A 16,045-nucleotide genomic window follows, 5' to 3' on the forward strand; every position below is an offset into this window, starting at 1 on the left:
ACAAAGGGACCGGAGGGACCGGAAGCCGGAGACCACGGAGAGGAGGCGCTCGCCCGGGCACCTGTCCGGTGCCGCACAGGCACCGCCTAGGCGAGCACCTCGACCGAGTCGCCGCTGCGCACCCTGCCCGTTTGCTCCGGGATGAGGTTCTGACCGAACACGAGCTGGTCCCCGAAGCGACGGTGGCGGGCGAGGGTGCGCAGCGGTTCCTTTCCGCGCTCGCCCGTGGTCTGGTCGGTGGTGCTCACGACGCAGCGCCCGCACGGTTTGGCGACCCGGAAGACGATCTCGCCGACACGGAGCCGCTTCCATCCGTCCTCGGCCCACGGGGCGCTGCCCGCGACCACCAGGTTGGGCCGGAACCGGTTCATCGGCAGCGGGCCCTCGTCGGCGTGATCGCCCTGTGCGATCAGCGAGTTGAGCGCGTCCAGCGAGGACACCGTCGTGAGCAGGAGCGGAAAGCCGTCGGCGAGCGAGACGGTCTCGCCGTTGAGCGCGTAGCGCGGGTCGATGCGGCGGCGCCGCTCGGGAGCGTCAAGGTGCACGAACCGCACCGGAGTTCCGAGATACGCCGAGAACCACTCGTCGGCCTCCGCCCCGGTCGGCACCGCCGCCAGCTCCCTGCCGAACAGCCGTACAGGAACGGCGTCCTGGTCCGGCTTCGGCACGGCGACGTCGAGCGGCTCCCTCCCCGGAGCCGCCACCCTGACTCCCCCTGAGGGCAGCGGCGTCGCGCGGGCCAGCGCGAGGCTCGGGTGCTCGCGCTGCGTGATCTGGCCTCCGTCGGGAGACGTCAGCATCCAGCGCCGGTCCGCGGCCGGGCCCCACGGCTCGACCCTCAACTCCTCACGCGCGATCCCCGCCAGTGCCTTCACAGGGTAGAAGTGGAGCGATGCCAGCCTCGCGGACGTCATGCGGTCATCCTGCCACCCGGGTCGGACGGCCGGACGACCGGATCAGTTCAGTAGCCGCGACCCGGGTACTGGTGACCTCCGTACGGGTCGTCGTACGAGTTCGGCATCTGCCGGGGCGCGGCGGGCCGCGGTGCGGCAGGGCTGGGTGCGGCGGGCCGGGGCGCGGCAGGGCGGGGCGGTGCGACCGGCCTCATCTGCTGCGGCGGCTGGGGCTGTTGCTGCTGCGGCTGCTGACGCGGATCCGGGTAGCCGCGCTGCGGTGGCGCCTGCTGCGGAATGTAGGGCGCGGGCGTCTGCTGGAGCGGAGCCGACTGCAACGGCGCGGGCTGCGCCATGCCGGGCGGCGGAGGCTGCTGGCCCATGCCACCCGGATATCCCTGCGGGGGCGCGGGCTGCTGCTGGTGGCTCGGGCCGGCCGGAAGTGCCGGAAGAGCGGGAGGCAGTGCGGCGAGAGAAGGCAGGGGTTCGTACGCCGACGGGACCCGGATGGGAGCGATCTGCGGTGTGCCACGCTCGTTGACGAGCATGTCGTAGATCGGGGTGTCGGGGTAGGAAGGGCCAGCGTAGTAGCCGCCAGGGGAGTAGCGGGGGGAGGTCATGCCCATAAGGTAAGCCCAAAATGTGGCCGTTGGGGACCCCGGTCATGGAGCGGTTTCTCGTGCTTGCCGTGACGCCCCATCACCAATAGGAGCGAAACCGTCAAAATCGGTCGCGAAGTCGTGTCGAGATGTTGTAACGGAATGCGCCCGTCGCAGGCACGTCGCGGTTTTCAGGGCGGATCGGCGGTCCCGCCGGTGCGGAGCGGAACGAGGGGGAGTGGAGTGGGATGACGATGCAGAAGGGCACCAACGTCGGGGTCGCGGCGGCGTCGGTCCGTATCGAACTGGGGTGGCGGTCGTCGGACGGGACGGGCGGACGGCCCGTGGACGTCGACGCCTCGGCACTGCTCCTCGCGGACTCCGGCAAGGTCCGCTCCGACGACGACTTCGTCTTCTACAACCAGCCCCGGCACCCCTCCGGCGCCGTGGCCCACGAGGGCAAGAGCACCGAAGGGGCCGCGGTACGCGATGTGTTGAGGGCGGACCTCCACGGCACCGAGCCCGGCATCGACCGGATCGTCCTCGCCGCCTCCGCGGACGGCGGCACGTTCGGACAGGTCCCGGGGCTGTACATCCGGCTCGTGGACGCGTCAGGCGGCGCGGAGATCGCCCGCTTCGAGAGCACGGACGCCACGGTCGAGACCGCGTTCGTCCTCGGCGAGCTCTACCGCCGGCAGGGCGGCTGGAAATTCCGCGCGATCGGCCAGGGCTACGGCAGCGGACTGGCAGGTCTGGCCGAGGACTTCGGGATCAGCGTTGACGGACACACGGACACCGGTGCATCGGAGCGCAACCAGGCGCCCCCGGCCGCGCCTGCGCCCGCGGTGGCAGCCCCAGCCTCTGCCATGCCCTCACAGCCCGCGGCGCCCCATCCGCCCGCACCGCCCGCGTCCGAACCCGTACGGCTGACCAAGGTCACGCTGACCAAGCAGGCGCCCTCCGTCTCCCTCACCAAGCAGGGCGGCACCGGCGGCGCTCTGCGCGTCAACCTCAACTGGCGGATGACCAAGGAGAGTCCGGGGGGCCTGGGCCGGAAGCTCGGGAAGGCGCTCACCGGGCAGTCCGGCCTCGACCTCGACCTGTGCGCCCTCTACGAGCTCGCCGACGGACGCAAGGGCGTCGTGCAGGCGCTCGGCAACGCCTTCGGCTCGCTGCACCAGCCGCCGTACATCCACCTCGACGGCGACGACCGTACGGGCGCGAACGCCTCCGGCGAGAACCTCACGGTCAACCTCGACCACGCCTCGGCCCTTCGGCGGATCCTCGTCTTCGTCACGATCTACGCCGGCGCCCGCAGCTTCGAGGGCGTCGACGGCACCGTGACCCTCCAGCCCCAGCACGGCGCCCCCGTGGAGTTCTCGCTCGACGAGTGCACCGTCGCCTCCAATGTCTGCGCACTGGCGCTCATCACCAACGAGAGCGGCGACCTCGTCGTCCACCGCGAGGCCCGCTACCTCGTCGTCGAGCGCGGCAGCAGCCCGCAGCGCACCGTGGACGCCGCATACGGCTGGGGAATGCAGTGGACCCCCGGGCGCAAGTGAACTCCCGTACCGCGCACCGGTGTTGAAGCGGTGACATGGGGCGGTGACCCTCGGGGGCGCGGACGCGCGGGTCACGCGTACGTGCGGCCCTTCCAGGCGGCGCCGCGCCCCCGGTGGTGCCGCACCGCCGAGTCCAGCGTCATCAGCAGATACAGGGCCGCCGTGACGGGCAGCGCCAGCGCCCGCCACGGCGGCTGCCGGTAGTAGCGCAGCATCGGCACATACGTCAGCGCCATCGCCGCCCACGCCGCGGCGCCCACGGGCGACCCCGCGAGCGCCGTGAGCGGCGGCACCAGATACACCAGCGTCAGCCCGGCGACGGTGCCCAGGAGCACCAGGGGGTTGTTTCCGAGCTGCGCGTACGCGCTGCGCGCCACCATCCGCCACAGCTGCGGAAGCCGTTCGTACGGGCGCACGCTCTCCACGCCGTCCGCGAGCCCCAGCCAGATCCGCCCGCCCGCGCGCTTGACGGCGCGCGCCAGCGTCACGTCGTCGATGACGGCGCCGCGGATGCTCTCCGGAATCCCCGCGCGCTCGGCCGCCTCGGTGCGCAGCAGCACACAGCCCCCGGCAGCCGCGGCGGTGCGGGACGCCGGGCGGTTGACCCGGCCGAAGGGGTAGAGCTGCGCGAAGAAGTACACGAAGGCGGGCACGATGAGGCGCTCCCACGCGCTGTCGGCGCGCAGCCGTGCCATCTGCGAGAGGAGATCGAGGCGGGCGCCGGTCGCGGCGCTCACCAGGTCCCGCAGCGAATCCGGCGCGTGGGCGATGTCCGCGTCCGTGAACAGGAGGAACGCGGCGCCGGTGCGTTCCCGCGCGAGAGCCGTGCCATGGCGTAGCGCCCACAGCTTTCCCGTCCACCCCGGTTCCGGCTCGCCAGGGGAGGTGACCGTCAACGGCAGGCCGCGCGGGCCCAGTTCACTGGCCAGGCGCCCGGCGAGCTCGCCGGTGCCGTCCGTGGACCCGTCGTCCACGAGGAAGACCTCGGCCCGCCCGGGATACTCCTGGGCCAGCAGCCCGGGCAGGCTCAGCGGCAGCACCTCCGCCTCGTTCCGCGCGGGCACGACGACCGCCACCGTCGGCCAGCGCTCCGGCACTTCGCCGGGCGGCAGCCGGATGTCCGTACGCCAGAAGCGGGCCTGGCCCAGCAGCAGCCACACCCATGCGGCAAGCGATCCCCCGGCGATCCAGGTCAGCGCGCTCATCCGACGGAGTCTGCCGCACGGCGGGCGCCGGAGCCGGTACGCCGGGGCCGGCTGTGGGGCGGTACGAGGCGGATGGCCCGTACGGCCCATCGACTAGAGTTGCGTGCCGTGAAGATCGCGTTCGTGGACTCCGGCATCGGCCTTCTCGCAGCGGCTGCGGCAGTACGCAGAGCACGTCCCGACGCGGACCTCGTCCTCTCCAGCGATCCCGGCAGCATGCCGTGGGGGCCCCGCACCGCCGACGACATCACCGCACACGCCCTGGCCTGTGCGAAGGCAGCGCGCGCCCACGCGCCCGACGCGCTGATCGTCGCCTGCAACACCGCGTCCGTGCACGCGCTGTCCGCGCTCCGCGCCGAGCTGGAACCGGACCTGCCCGTGATCGGGACCGTGCCCGCCGTCAAGCCGGCCGCGCAGAGCGGCGGTCCGGTGGCCGTCTGGGCCACCCCGGCCACCACGGGCAGCTCCTACCAGCGGCGTCTCATCGCGGACTTCGGACACGACGCGCAGTTCACGGAGGTGCCCTGCCACGGTCTCGCGGACGCCGTGGAGACCGCGCAGGAGCACGCCATCGACGTGGCCGTCGGCGCGGCCGCGGCGCTGACGCCGCGCGGCACGCGCGCCGTCGTCCTCGGCTGCACGCACTACGAACTCGTCGGCGAGCGCATCCGCGCCGCGGTGGCGGAGGCCGGCGAGGCACGTCCCGGCGAGGCACGTCCCGGCGGGGCAGGCTCCGGCGAGGCAGCGCCCGCGCTCTTCGGCTCCGCCGACGCGGTCGCCGCGCAGGCCCTGCGCAGGATCGGCGCCCGCCCCGACCCGGGTGCCGCCCCGACCGGCGGGCTGACCGTGCTGCTCGGCGGCCGCACGGCCCGGCTGCCCGAGGCGGCGGCCACATACGCGGAGGGCAGGCTGCTGGCCGGGGCCACCGTGACCCCGTGACCCCGTGACCCCGTGAAGCCGGATACCGGCAGCCGCACTGGCACGGGCATCGGCACGGGCCCCCGGCACCGGTCGCCGGGCGTAATCTGCGCTGCATGAGCGAGCGCCCCGGAGCCCCACCGGAGCCCGCCGGTGTCTGGACCGGCGGTGCCACCAACCGCACCCAGTGGCTGCTGGCACCGCTGGGCGCCGCCTTCGTGGGGCTGGGCGTCGTGCTGGCCGCGCGGGCCTCGTGGCAGCTGGACAGCGCACCGCTCGTGATGTCCGTCGTCGGCTGCTTCGCCGCCGGCCTGCTCGGCCTCTTCGGGACCCTTTCGTTCGTACACGTACGAGTGAAGGTCGACAGCGAAGCGCTCGAACTGCGCTGCGGGCACGCGGGCGTGCCGCGGCGCCGCATTCCGCTCGGCGAGGTCCTCGCGGCGGATGTGGTGCGCGGGGTCACGCCCTTCCAGTGGGGCGGCTGGGGCTACAGATGGCTCCCCGGCAAGGGCACGGCCCTCGTCGTACGGCGCGGCGAGGGCGTACGGCTGCGGCTGGAGGACGGAGAGACCTTCACCTTCACCGTCGACGACGCGGAGTCCGCGGTACGGGCCATCCGCGGGCACCTCACCGGGGGCACCCGCCTCAGCTGAGCCGCCGCGCACAGGCGATGCCCGCGAGCAGCCCCGCACCCACCGTCACCTGCGTGAAGCTCAGCGCGTTCCCTATCGCCGCCAGCGCGGCGAGTGCCGTGAGCGCGGCGCCCGCGGTGAGCACGACCGGCGTCGAGCGCGGCGAGGTCCACAGCGCCAGCAGCAGCCACCCGAAGGCCGCCGCGAGCAGCGCCAGCCCCGGCAGCCCCTGCTCGGCCGCGACCTGGAGCGGTGCCGAGTGCGGCTTGCCGTCGGACGGTGCCGCCTCCCGCGCTTCCTGATCGGCCTGTCCGGTGTCCAGCCCGGTGACGGCTGCCCGCGCCGTCCCAGCCGCCCGGGCGGTGACGCTCAGCTCCCTGAACGAGTCCGGACCGGCGCCGAACAGCGGGTGCTCCTCCGTGATCGCGAGGGCGTCCCGCCACAACTCCACGCGGTGGTCCGTCAGTTGCTCGTGCAGTACGGCGGAGGTCCCGCGCGGCAGCCCGTCGTGGGCCACCGCGACGGCGACGCCCGTGACGGCCACGGCCGACAGCGCGAAGGCCCCGAGCCAGACCGGCCGCCGCCGTACCGGACCCGCCACCAGCGAGCACACCAGAACGCCGAGGGCGGCCGCGAAGCCGACCGGAGTTCCGACGAGCAGCGCGCACACCACCGTCCCGGCCGCCAGCAGCCGCAGGACGACCCGCACGGCGCGAGCACGGGCCGCCCACGCCGCACAGCAGAACGCGCCCACCGCGAGCGTGAGCAGCGCGGCGGTCACCCCCGAACGCCCCGCCGGGCCCGCGAAGTCGACGCCGCCCGGCATCACGCGTGAGGACGACGGGCCGAAGAAGGCGAGGAAGACGCCCACGACCGCCGCTCCCGCCGCGGCACCGGCGGGCAGCAGGGAGCCCGCGATGCGCCCGGTGGCGTACCCGGCGCCCACCGCCAGAACGGCGAGGAGCAGCCCCTCCGGCCGGGCGTCCCGGCCGGCCGCGGTGATCAGGGCCCAGCCGGCGCACGCCCCGAGCACGAGCACCCCTGTGACATCCGCGGAGCCGCTCTCGCGATCACGCACGGCGGATGATCCGAGCACAGACGACGTCATTCCTGCGACCCCCCGAAACCGGCGCACCCCGTACCGCTCCGCCTCCCCGGGAACGGGACGGGCCGCGACCTCGCGGCTCAACGGTAGTGCGTACGGCCCGGATTGTGGATGCGTCGTACCGGAGAGATGTGCGTTCCGTGAAGGGCGCCGCAGGAGGGAACCGCACGGAGCACGTAGGCTCGGGATCATGGCGACACCCGAGTTCATCCGCCGCATCCGCGCCACCGCCGGTCACCAGCTGCTCTATCTGCCGGGGGTCAGCGCCGTCGTGTTCGACGACGCGGGGCGCGTGCTGCTGGGCAGACGGGCCGACACGGGGTACTGGTCGATCATCGGCGGCATCCCCGAGCCCGGCGAGCAGCCCGCGGCGGCGGCCCGGCGTGAGGTGGAGGAGGAGACGGCGGTCGTCTGCGTCGCCGAACGCATCGTCCTCGTGCAGGCGTTGGAGGAGTCGGTCACCTACCCCAACGGCGACGTCTGCCAGTTCATGGACATCTGCTTCCGCTGCCGCGCCACCGGGGGAGAGGCCCGCGTCAACGACGACGAGTCGCTCGACGTGGGCTGGTTCGGGCTGGATGCGCTGCCGCCCATGTCGGAGGGCGTCGTCGCCCGCATCAAGCTGGCCGCCGGGGACGGGCCCACCCTGTTCGAGGAGGCCGGGAGCGGCTGAGCCGTCCCGGCTCCGCGGAGTTCTCGCAGGCCATGGGCGTGCGGGCGCGCGGCGTTACGTTGGAAGCATGGGCTGCTCGGGGGGAGACGACCCGAGGAGAAGACCATGAACGACACCCTGGAGCGGCTCGCCGCCGAAGGCGTGGCGCCCTGGCTCGACGATCTGAACCGCGAACGGCTCGCGAGCGGCGGGCTGGCCCGCCTGGTGAGCGAGCAGGGCGTCGTCGGCATCACGAGCAATCCGACGATCTTCGACAAGGCGATCGGGCACGGACCGCACTACGACGCCCAGGTGGCCGACCTCGCCCGGCGGGGAGTGGACGTCGCCGAGGCCGCCCGTCTGATGACGGCGTACGACGTGCGCTGGGCCTGCGACGTCCTGCACGGCGTCTACGAGACCAGCCATGGCGTGGACGGGCGCGTCTCCATCGAGGTGGACCCGCGCCTGGCCCATGACACGGAGGCCACGCTCGCCGAGGCCCGCGCCCTGTGGTGGCTGGTGGACCGGCCGAACCTCTTCGTGAAGATCCCGGCCACCCGCGAGGGCCTGGGAGCGATCAGCGCGGCCCTCGCCGAGGGCATCAGCGTCAACGTGACGCTCGTCTTCTCCCTCGACCGCTACGACCAGGTGATCGACGCGTTCCTGGCGGGCATGGAGGAGGCCCACGCGGCGGGGCGCGACCTGTCCGCGATCGCCTCCGTGGCGTCCTTCTTCGTCAGCCGCGTCGACACCGAGACCGACAACCGCCTTGACAAGATGGGCAGTTCACAGGCGCAGGCGCTGCGCGGCCGCGCTGCCCTGGCCAACGCCCGCCTCGCCTATGAGCACTTCGAGCGGGCGCGTGCGGGCGACCGCTGGATGGCGCTCGAGGCCGCGGGGATGCGGCCGCAGCGCCCGCTGTGGGCCTCGACCGGTGTGAAGGACCCGTCCTTCGACGACACGCGTTACGTCGTCTCTCTGGTCGCGCCCGACGTCGTGAACACCATGCCCGAGGCGACTCTCCGCGCGGTCGAGGACCACGGTGAGATCACGGGCGACACCGTCCGCGGCACGTACGCCGAGTCGCAGCAGATCCTGGACGACCTCGACGTGGCAGGCGTCTCGTACCACGATGTGGTGACGACCCTCGAGGACGAGGGCGTCACGAAGTTCGCGGACTCCTGGAGCGACCTGTACGGGACGCTGGAGAAGGAGCTCCGCGGCGCCGCTTCCAAGAAGCGGCCCGGCTGACCTCCGCGGCCCGGGATGTCTCGGCGGCGCCGCCCGGGCACGGTGAGAGGATCTGCGGCGTCGGGCCGGTCCCGCCGATTCCCAGCCGAGGAGCAGAAGATGGCCGCGAACTCACCCGTCGTGATCGCCGGTGCAGGACTTGCCGGAGCCAAGGCCGCGGAGGCGCTGCGGGAACGGGGCTTCGACGGCGGCGTCGTCCTCGTCGGCGACGAGGAGGAGCGCCCGTACGAACGTCCCCCGCTGTCGAAGGGGTACCTGTTGAGCACGTCGGTGCGCGAGGACGTCTACGTCCACCCGCGCGGCTGGTACGAGGAGAACGGCGTCGAGCTGCGCCTCGGCACCGCCGTCAGCGGCATCGACCCGGACGGCCACATGGTGACGCTCGCGGACGGCGACTCCGTGCCGTACTCGAAGCTGCTGCTCGCCACCGGCTCCTCGCCGCGCCGGCTTCCGGTGCCGGGCGAGGACCTCGGCGGCGTGCACTATCTGCGGCGCCTCGCCGACAGCGACAGCCTCAAGGAGGAGTTCCGCAACGCCTCGCGGGTCGTCGTCATCGGCGGCGGCTGGATCGGCCTGGAGACGACGGCCGCCGCGCGCACGGCGGGCGCGCAGGTGACGCTGCTGGAGGCCGGGGAGCTGCCGCTGCTCGGGGTGCTGGGCCGCGAGGCGGCGCAGGTCTTCGCCGACCTGCACACCGCGCACGGCGTGGATCTGCGCTGCGGCACGCACGTCACGGAGATCACCGGTGAGCACGGCCGCGTGAGCGGCGTGCTGCTGCACGGCGGCGAGCGGATCGAGGCCGACGCCGTCGTCGTCGGCGTAGGCATCACGCCCAACACCTCGCTCGCCGCCGACGCCGGTCTCGAGGTCGACGACGGGGTCAAGGTCGACGCCGCACTGCGCACGTCGCATCCGGACATCTGGGCCGCGGGCGACGTCGCCAGCGCGTTCCACCCGCTGCTGGGCAGGCACATCCGGGTCGAGCACTGGGCGAACGCCCTCAACCAGCCCGCCGTGGCGGCCCGTTCGATGCTCGGCGAGGAAGCGGCGTACGACAGGCTCCCCTACTTCTTCACCGACCAGTACGACCTGGGCATGGAGTACACGGGCCATGTGGGGCGCGGCGGATACGACCAGGTCGTCTTCCGGGGAAGCACCGCGGACCGCGAGTTCATCGCGTTCTGGCTGACCGAGCGCCGGGTACTGGCGGGGATGAACGTCAACGTCTGGGACGTCACCGGCCCGGTGCGGACCCTGGTGACTTCCGGTCTGCCGGTCGATGCGGCGAAACTCGGTGACGTCGGCGTGCCCCTCACCGAGGTCTTCGCTGAAGGGTGACGGCGGCGCCGGCGTACGGCGAGAGAGAGCGAGGGGGCCAGGTGCGGTACGAGCACGAGCAGCAGGGCGGGGAACCGGCGTGCTGGCTCAACCAGGTGTGCGAGGAGTGCGGCCGCGTCCGCGAGGACCCCTCCCGCGCGGACTGCGAGTTCTGCGGCCACGATCCGCAGACCGCCCGTACGGTCCCCGCCCCCGCTTCTGACGCCGCTCCCGGCCCTGCTCCCGGCCCTGCTCGCGGCGGCGCCGGCTCCGGCACCGGTGCGCGGTCCCGCTCGCGCGACCGCGACCCGGAGGGGAAAGCCCGCAACGCACGTCCCCGCGACGGGCTGGGCAGGCCGCTTCCGTACGGGCAGCAGGGCGTCGCCCGGCAGCCCGAGGGCGTGGTGCGAACTCCCGGCCGCACGCTGGAGGAGGCGCAGCGGCTCCTCGACGACGGCATGCCCTTCCACGCACACGAGGTGCTGGAGGACGCGTGGAAAAGCGCACCGGAGGCGGAGGCGCCGCTGTGGAAGGGCCTCGCGCAGCTCGCCGTCGGGATCACCCATCTCGCACGCGGCAACACCAAGGGCGGAGCACGTCTGCTGCTGCGCGGTGCCGATGGCGTCGAGCCGTTCCGGAGCAGCCCGCCGCACGGCATCGACGTCGGCGGGCTCGCGGACTGGGCGCGTACGACGGCCCGCAGTGCGGAGGATGCGGTGCAGGCGGCGGACGCGGCAGGGGCGGCGGCGTCCGGGGCGGAGGCACCGGCCGCTCCCAGGCTCCGCGGAGATACCTGAGGCGGAGCCGCATGTGAGAGGGCCGAGCGCCGAGTCGGCCCGCGTCCGACGACCGCATGCGAGACGGCACATGCGAGGCGGCCGCGCCCGTGGCGGCGGGAGCCGCGGCCTGCCTCACACCTTCCGGAAGTGGTATGCCTCCTCGGCCGCCGCCGCGACCTCCGCCAGATCCGCGCCGCCCGCCGAAGCGACCACGGCGGCGATCGCCCCCTCGACGAGCGGGGCGTCCACCAGCTGCGCGTTCTCGGGCAGTTCGTCACCCTCGGCCAGCAGCACCTTCACCGTCAGCACGGCGCTGCCGAGGTCGACGAGGATGGCCACGCCCGCCCCCGAGTCGACCTTGTGCGCGGCGGAGCTGATGAGTTCCGCACTGGTGCCCAGGCCGCCGTCCGGCCCGCCGCCCGCCCCCTCCACGGGAGCGCTGTCCCGCCCGGCGGCGAGCCCGACGGCGAGACGGGCCACGGAGTCGGCGACCTCCTTGCTGTGCGAGACCAGAACGATCCCGACTTTCGGAGGAGTGTCCTGCTGCTCACTCATCGGCGACCGCCGCAGCCAGGGCAGTGAAGAGCAGCGCGGAGGACGTCGCCCCGGGGTCCTTGTGCCCCACGCTTCTCTCGCCGAGGTAGCTCGCCCGGCCCTTGCGCGCCCGCATCGGCACGGTGGCCAGCGCACCCTCGTCGGCCGCGGTGCGTGCCGCGCCGTACGGATGCGGCCCGCCCGCCGCGAGCGCCTCGACTCCCGGATAGAGCGCGTCCAGCATCGTCTTGTCTCCCAGGGCCGCACCGCCGAGCTGCGCCACGGCGTCGACGCCGATGCGCATCGCCTCCGCCAGCTGGCTGCCCGTCACCTGCTCCGCGTCGCCCAGGGCCTTGCCCGTACGGCGCAGCAGCGTCCCGTACAGCGGGCCGGACGCACCGCCGACGCTGGAGACCAACTGCCGCCCGGCGAGGATCAGTACGGCACCCGGGGCCGACGGCGACTCCTTGCCCAGAGCCGTCACGACGGCGGCGAATCCCCGCTGAAGGTTGCTGCCGTGATCCGCGTCCCCGATGGCCGAGTCGAGCTCGGTGAGCAGGTCCGCCTCGCGCTCGACGGAGGCGGCTGCGGTGGTGAGCCAGCGGAAGACGGTACCGGCGTCCAGCTCATCGGTCAGGTCGGTCAAGACAACTCCCTTTTCACAAGGGCCGAGAGCCGTTCCCGGAACGGCGGGCCCAGCTCGGCCCGGTGCTCATGACTCATCTTCAGCAACCCCAGCGAAGCGCCGGTGTGCTCGCCGGTGCGTCCCACAGCCGCAGCATCTCCTCATCGGCCCGGCACAGTGTCACCGAAGCTCCGGCCATGTCCAGCGAGGTGACGTAGTTGCCGACGAGGGTACGGGCGACCGGCACGCGGCGCTCGTCCAGGACGCGCTGCACCTCGGCGCAGAAGCCGTACAGCTCGATCAGGGGTGTGGCGCCCATGCCGTTGACGAGCAGCAGCACGGGACCGTCGGGCTCCAGGTCGGTCACGACGGCGTCGACCGCGAAGTCGGCGATCTCTCCGGAGGTCATCATCGGGCGCCGCTCGCGGCCCGACTCGCCGTGGATGCCGATGCCCAGCTCCAGCTCCCCGGCGGGAAGGTCGAAGGTGGGGCTGCCCTTCGAGGGCGTCGTGCAGGCCCCGAGCGCCACGCCGAAGCTCCGGGAGGAGTCCGCGACCTGACGCGCGATCGCCTCGACCCGCTCCAGCGGGGCACCCTCCTCGGCGAGTGCTCCGGCGATCTTCTCGACGAAGAGCGTCCCGCCGGTGCCGCGGCGGCCGGCCGTGAACTCGCTGTCGGTGACGGCGACGTCGTCCTGCACGAGGACCTTGCCGACCTGGATGCCCTCGTCCTCCGCCAGCTCGGCGGCCATGTCGAAGTTGAGCACGTCGCCGGTGTAGTTCTTCACCACGAACAGGACGCCGTTTCCGCTGTCCACCGCCGCGGCGGCCCGGGTCATCTGGTCGGGCACGGGGGAGGTGAAGATGGCGCCGGGACAGGCGGCGTCGAGCATTCCGCGGCCGACGAAGCCGCCGTGCAGGGGTTCGTGGCCGGAGCCGCCGCCGGAGACCAGGCCCACCTTGCCGGCCACGGGAGCGTCACGGCGCACCACGACGCGGTTCTCCACGTCCACCGTCAGCTCGGGATGCGCCGCGGCGATACCTCGCAACGCGTCCGCGACGACGGTTTCCGGCACATTGATCAGCATCTTCATTGATACCTCCGAGTGAGCGTAGCACTGTCCCTCTGGCCAGTATTACTACAGGTCAGAACCGAGATCGCGGGTGAGAGGCGGCGCCGTACCGGCCGTGCGGTACGGGCTCGGCGCGAGGGTTCCCGCCGAGCCGCGAGGTGTCCCTGACCGCCCGTCAGCAGACCCTCGGCGACACGGAGCGGGACCCGGTCCGGCTGCACGCCTACAGCCTGCCGCACGCCGCCGCCCGCGCCGAGACCCGCGCGGCCTTCGCGGCGGGTTTCGCCCGGAACCGCGCAGGCGTCAGCCGAGTTCGAGGCTCGTGACGCCGAAGACCCGCTCGGCCCGCAGGACAGGGGGCGTGCCCTTGTACATGCGTACGCTCTCGAAGCCGAGCGTGAGGCCGCGGCTCGTGGCGAGGGAGACGGCCGCTTCATGGTTCTTGGGGATGTCGACATGGACCTCGTCGTCCGGGCTGAGGTGGGCGGTGAGCGTGTCGAAGAGGGCTTCGGCCGCCTCGGGGCCGTCGGCGAAGAGGGGGCCGATGCGGTGACCGTCCCTGGCCTGCCGGATCACGCCGTAGCCGGCGGGTTCCCCGTCGCGCAGGAAGACGTGCGCACGGTGTCCGGGCGCGGCGAGCCAGCGGCGCAGGAAGCCCCTGCGGGAGGCGGGGAAGCACTGCTCGTCGTATGCGGCGAGCGCCTCGAAGTGCTCCTCCGTCACGGGTACGACGGAGGGGGACGGGGAGCCGGGGGAGGCGGGGCGCCCGCCGTAGCGGCCCGTGCCGTAGGCGGCGGCGAAGCCCGAGCGGCGGTAGGTCTCCTCCTGTGCGAGGACCGCGTCCAGGCCGACCGTCCTGGCGCCGGCGTGCGGCAGTGCCGCGTTCCAGGTGGCCATGCCGAGCCCCGTGCCCCGCACCTCCGGGCGGACCAGGTAGTAGCCGAGGAAGGCGAAGTCGTCGGAGTAGTTGACGACCGAGACGGCGGAGACGGGTGTGCCGTCGCGGCGTCCCAGGAAGAAGCCGCCGGGATCGGTGGGATGGAAGCAGCCCGTGTCGCCCAGGCCCGGGTTCCACTGCTCCTCGGCCGCCCACTCCTCGACCTGGAGCCACTCCTCCAACGAGGCGGGGGCGACGCCGAGTTCGCCCGCGCCCGCGCCGTCCCGCGCGGCGGTCGCGGCGGATGGTGCCGCGGGGGACCCCGCCGGCGGGGGCTGATGCGGGGCGTCGTCGCCGAGAGGTTCCATGCCTTGTGTCCGTCCTTTCCGTGAACGGTCCCTGAACGGTTCCGTGGATGGTGTCGGCCCGGCGGGCCGGCCGGCGGCGGCCGGCCCGCCTCGGGTGCGTCAGATCAGGTCCATGGCCGCCACTTCGTCGGGGCGGCCGTAGCTGACGGGGCCCTGGAATCGCCTGCGGGCGGTGGCGAACCACCACACCGTGGCGATGATGAGCACGATGGCCAGTGCGATCGGCGCGTAGTTGAACGTCGTCACGGTGATCGGCGAGGCGTGCGGAAGCATGAACAGCACGTTGCTGACGAGGATCCACGCCACCGCGACGATCCCGATCGGCTTGCCCCACCGCCCGAGGTGCCACGGGCCGGGCTGGAAGTCGCTCAGCCGCAGGCGGAGATAGATGGGCACCGCGTAGGCGAGGAAGAGCCCGACGACGTTGACGCTGACGATGGCCGTGAACGCCGTCTCGGACCACCAGCCCGGGATGACCAGAACCAGCGAGCAGGCGGCGGCGAGCCAGACGGCCTTCACGGGTGTACGGGTACGCGGGGAGACCGAATGCCACCAGCGGGACCCGGGCATGGCGCCGTCCCGTGAAAAGGCGAAGATCTGGCGGGTGTTGCTGGTCATGTTCGCCAGACCGCAAAAGAGCATCGCGCCGATCACGATGAGCAGGAGAAGTTTGGCTGTGCCCATGCCAAGCGCGTCGACGAGAATCTGCACGGGTGGGGCGTCCGCGGCGGCCTCCTTGCCGTAGTCGCGGATCGAGAACACCAGCGCCAGCATGAGGATCAGACCCGTGATCGCGGAGTAACCGATCGCACGCATGATGCCACGCGGCGCGTTCACCGTGGCCTGAACGGTCTCTTCGGACATGTGGAAACTGCCGTCGAAGCCGGTAAAGGTCCAGCTGGTGACGAGCAGGCCGAGCATGCCGCCGTAAAGGGCGTTGGTGAAACCGGTGTTGTTGGCGAAGTGCGTCACAAAGGACGCGGACTGGTGCTGCTCGGGCATCACCGTCAGTGCGGTGACGATTACCACCATGCCGATCAGCAGCCACCACACCGAGATGCGGTTCAGCAGGGCCACCAACTGCACCGTGTAGGTGTTGGCCAGCCCCTGGAGCAGCAGGATCACCGCGGTGATGACCACCGTGTGCTGGCCCGTCACGTCATAGGAAGGCCACTGCATCGCGATGAACGCCTGGATGAAAGTGGCCGCGGCGTAACCCGTCGCGGCGGTGCCTCCGACCTGGCCGACGAAGTTGAGCCAGCCCGTGTACCAGGACCAGGCGCCCTTGTTGTGCTTGGCGAGTTTTCCGGCGGAGAAGTACAGCGCGCCGCTCGTGGGATAGGCGGACGCGATCTCGCCCATCGAGGCGCCGATGAAGAGCACCATCACCGAGACGCCGATCCACCCGAATATCAGAATCAGGGGACCGCCCGCATTCATCCCGAAGCCGAACGACGAGAAGATCCCGGAGATGATGTTGATGATGGTGAAGGAGATCGCGAAATTGTCGAACGCGCGGAACCTGCGCGTGAGTTTTCGCGGATATCCCATCGCGTGCAGCGTGGCATCATCGTCCAGGGCGACAGGCGCTTCTCGCTGCCTGATTCTCGTACGTCCTGCAAAAGAGGAGTCGGACACGGTCGGGCCTTTCTCGTG

The 16,045-nt window shown here is 72.4% G+C and carries 17 protein-coding genes; 8 read left to right on the top strand and 9 right to left on the bottom strand.

All coding sequences use genetic code 11. From position 1 onward, the window contains the following. Positions 1 to 86: 86 nt before the first annotated feature. A complete protein-coding gene (locus tag QQM67_RS11285; RefSeq protein ID WP_314173557.1) occupies positions 87 to 914 on the bottom strand; it encodes an MOSC domain-containing protein in 828 nt (275 codons plus the stop codon). Between the two features lie 47 nt (positions 915 to 961). After that, on the bottom strand, positions 962 to 1,513 hold the full coding sequence (locus tag QQM67_RS11290; protein WP_314173558.1) for a DUF6643 family protein: 552 nt from the start codon (positions 1,511 to 1,513) through the stop codon (positions 962 to 964). A gap of 227 nt (positions 1,514 to 1,740) precedes the next feature. Here QQM67_RS11290 and QQM67_RS11295 point away from each other — a divergent pair, with 227 nt between their 5' ends. After that, the gene (locus QQM67_RS11295; protein WP_314173559.1) at positions 1,741 to 3,054 is read left to right on the top strand and encodes a TerD family protein; all 1,314 of its coding nucleotides are present in this window, start codon (positions 1,741 to 1,743) and stop codon (positions 3,052 to 3,054) included. 71 nt (positions 3,055 to 3,125) lie between these two features. Here the strand turns inward: QQM67_RS11295 and QQM67_RS11300 are convergent, their stop codons facing one another. Then, positions 3,126 to 4,259, bottom strand: coding sequence for a glycosyltransferase (locus QQM67_RS11300; protein ID WP_314173560.1), 1,134 nt, complete (start codon positions 4,257 to 4,259; stop codon positions 3,126 to 3,128). A gap of 108 nt (positions 4,260 to 4,367) precedes the next feature. Here QQM67_RS11300 and QQM67_RS11305 point away from each other — a divergent pair, with 108 nt between their 5' ends. Both QQM67_RS11305 and QQM67_RS11310 read left to right on the top strand, forming a co-directional pair. Beyond that, a complete protein-coding gene (locus tag QQM67_RS11305; RefSeq protein ID WP_314173561.1) occupies positions 4,368 to 5,198 on the top strand; it encodes a glutamate racemase in 831 nt (276 codons plus the stop codon). Between the two features lie 95 nt (positions 5,199 to 5,293). Continuing rightward, positions 5,294 to 5,830 (top strand): hypothetical protein, encoded by a 537-nt coding sequence (locus QQM67_RS11310; RefSeq protein ID WP_314173562.1) that lies wholly within the window; start codon positions 5,294 to 5,296, stop codon positions 5,828 to 5,830. On the opposite strand, the gene QQM67_RS11315 is transcribed toward QQM67_RS11310, so the two are convergent. Continuing rightward, entirely contained in the window at positions 5,823 to 6,887 is a 1,065-nt protein-coding gene (locus QQM67_RS11315; RefSeq protein WP_314173563.1) for an O-antigen ligase family protein, read from the bottom strand. The genes QQM67_RS11310 and QQM67_RS11315 overlap by 8 nt on opposite strands. A gap of 217 nt (positions 6,888 to 7,104) precedes the next feature. On the opposite strand from QQM67_RS11315, the gene QQM67_RS11320 reads away from it, so the two are divergent. The 4 genes from QQM67_RS11320 to QQM67_RS11335 all read left to right on the top strand — a co-directional run bounded on the left by QQM67_RS11320 (position 7,105) and on the right by QQM67_RS11335 (position 10,931). Beyond that, positions 7,105 to 7,587 carry an NUDIX hydrolase gene (locus QQM67_RS11320; protein ID WP_314173564.1) on the top strand — a complete coding sequence of 161 codons (483 nt, stop codon included), beginning with the start codon at positions 7,105 to 7,107 and terminating at the stop codon, positions 7,585 to 7,587. Between the two features lie 105 nt (positions 7,588 to 7,692). Then, on the top strand, positions 7,693 to 8,817 hold the full coding sequence (tal, locus tag QQM67_RS11325) for a transaldolase (protein ID WP_314173565.1): 1,125 nt from the start codon (positions 7,693 to 7,695) through the stop codon (positions 8,815 to 8,817). 99 nt (positions 8,818 to 8,916) lie between these two features. Further along, positions 8,917 to 10,155 (top strand): NAD(P)/FAD-dependent oxidoreductase, encoded by a 1,239-nt coding sequence (locus tag QQM67_RS11330; protein WP_314173566.1) that lies wholly within the window; start codon positions 8,917 to 8,919, stop codon positions 10,153 to 10,155. 41 nt (positions 10,156 to 10,196) lie between these two features. Further along, positions 10,197 to 10,931, top strand: a complete 735-nt coding sequence (locus QQM67_RS11335; RefSeq protein ID WP_314173567.1) for a DUF309 domain-containing protein — start codon at positions 10,197 to 10,199, stop codon at positions 10,929 to 10,931. A 114-nt stretch (positions 10,932 to 11,045) separates the two neighbouring features. Here the strand turns inward: QQM67_RS11335 and dhaM are convergent, their stop codons facing one another. The 3 genes from dhaM to dhaK form a co-directional block, all read right to left on the bottom strand. Next, a complete protein-coding gene (dhaM, locus tag QQM67_RS11340; RefSeq protein ID WP_314173568.1) occupies positions 11,046 to 11,468 on the bottom strand; it encodes a dihydroxyacetone kinase phosphoryl donor subunit DhaM in 423 nt (140 codons plus the stop codon). Continuing rightward, the gene (gene dhaL, locus QQM67_RS11345) at positions 11,461 to 12,093 is read right to left on the bottom strand and encodes a dihydroxyacetone kinase subunit DhaL (protein ID WP_314173569.1); all 633 of its coding nucleotides are present in this window, start codon (positions 12,091 to 12,093) and stop codon (positions 11,461 to 11,463) included. Before dhaL ends, dhaM begins: the two co-directional genes overlap by 8 nt. 79 nt (positions 12,094 to 12,172) lie before the next feature. Then, a complete protein-coding gene (dhaK, locus tag QQM67_RS11350; RefSeq protein ID WP_314173570.1) occupies positions 12,173 to 13,165 on the bottom strand; it encodes a dihydroxyacetone kinase subunit DhaK in 993 nt (330 codons plus the stop codon). Between the two features lie 137 nt (positions 13,166 to 13,302). Here dhaK and QQM67_RS11355 point away from each other — a divergent pair, with 137 nt between their 5' ends. After that, entirely contained in the window at positions 13,303 to 13,470 is a 168-nt protein-coding gene (locus QQM67_RS11355) for a hypothetical protein (RefSeq protein WP_314173571.1), read from the top strand. On the opposite strand, the gene QQM67_RS11360 is transcribed toward QQM67_RS11355, so the two are convergent. Both QQM67_RS11360 and QQM67_RS11365 read right to left on the bottom strand, forming a co-directional pair. Next, positions 13,448 to 14,389 carry a GNAT family N-acetyltransferase gene (locus QQM67_RS11360; protein ID WP_314173572.1) on the bottom strand — a complete coding sequence of 314 codons (942 nt, stop codon included), beginning with the start codon at positions 14,387 to 14,389 and terminating at the stop codon, positions 13,448 to 13,450. The two genes, QQM67_RS11355 and QQM67_RS11360, sit on opposite strands and share 23 nt — an antisense overlap. Positions 14,390 to 14,488: 99 nt before the next feature. Beyond that, positions 14,489 to 15,940 carry an amino acid permease gene (locus QQM67_RS11365; protein WP_314173777.1) on the bottom strand — a complete coding sequence of 484 codons (1,452 nt, stop codon included), beginning with the start codon at positions 15,938 to 15,940 and terminating at the stop codon, positions 14,489 to 14,491. Between the last annotated feature and the right edge of the window lie 105 nt (positions 15,941 to 16,045).

The sequence above is a fragment of the Streptomyces winkii genome, from assembly GCF_032248595.1.
GTDB classification, from domain to species: domain Bacteria; phylum Actinomycetota; class Actinomycetes; order Streptomycetales; family Streptomycetaceae; genus Streptomyces; species Streptomyces winkii.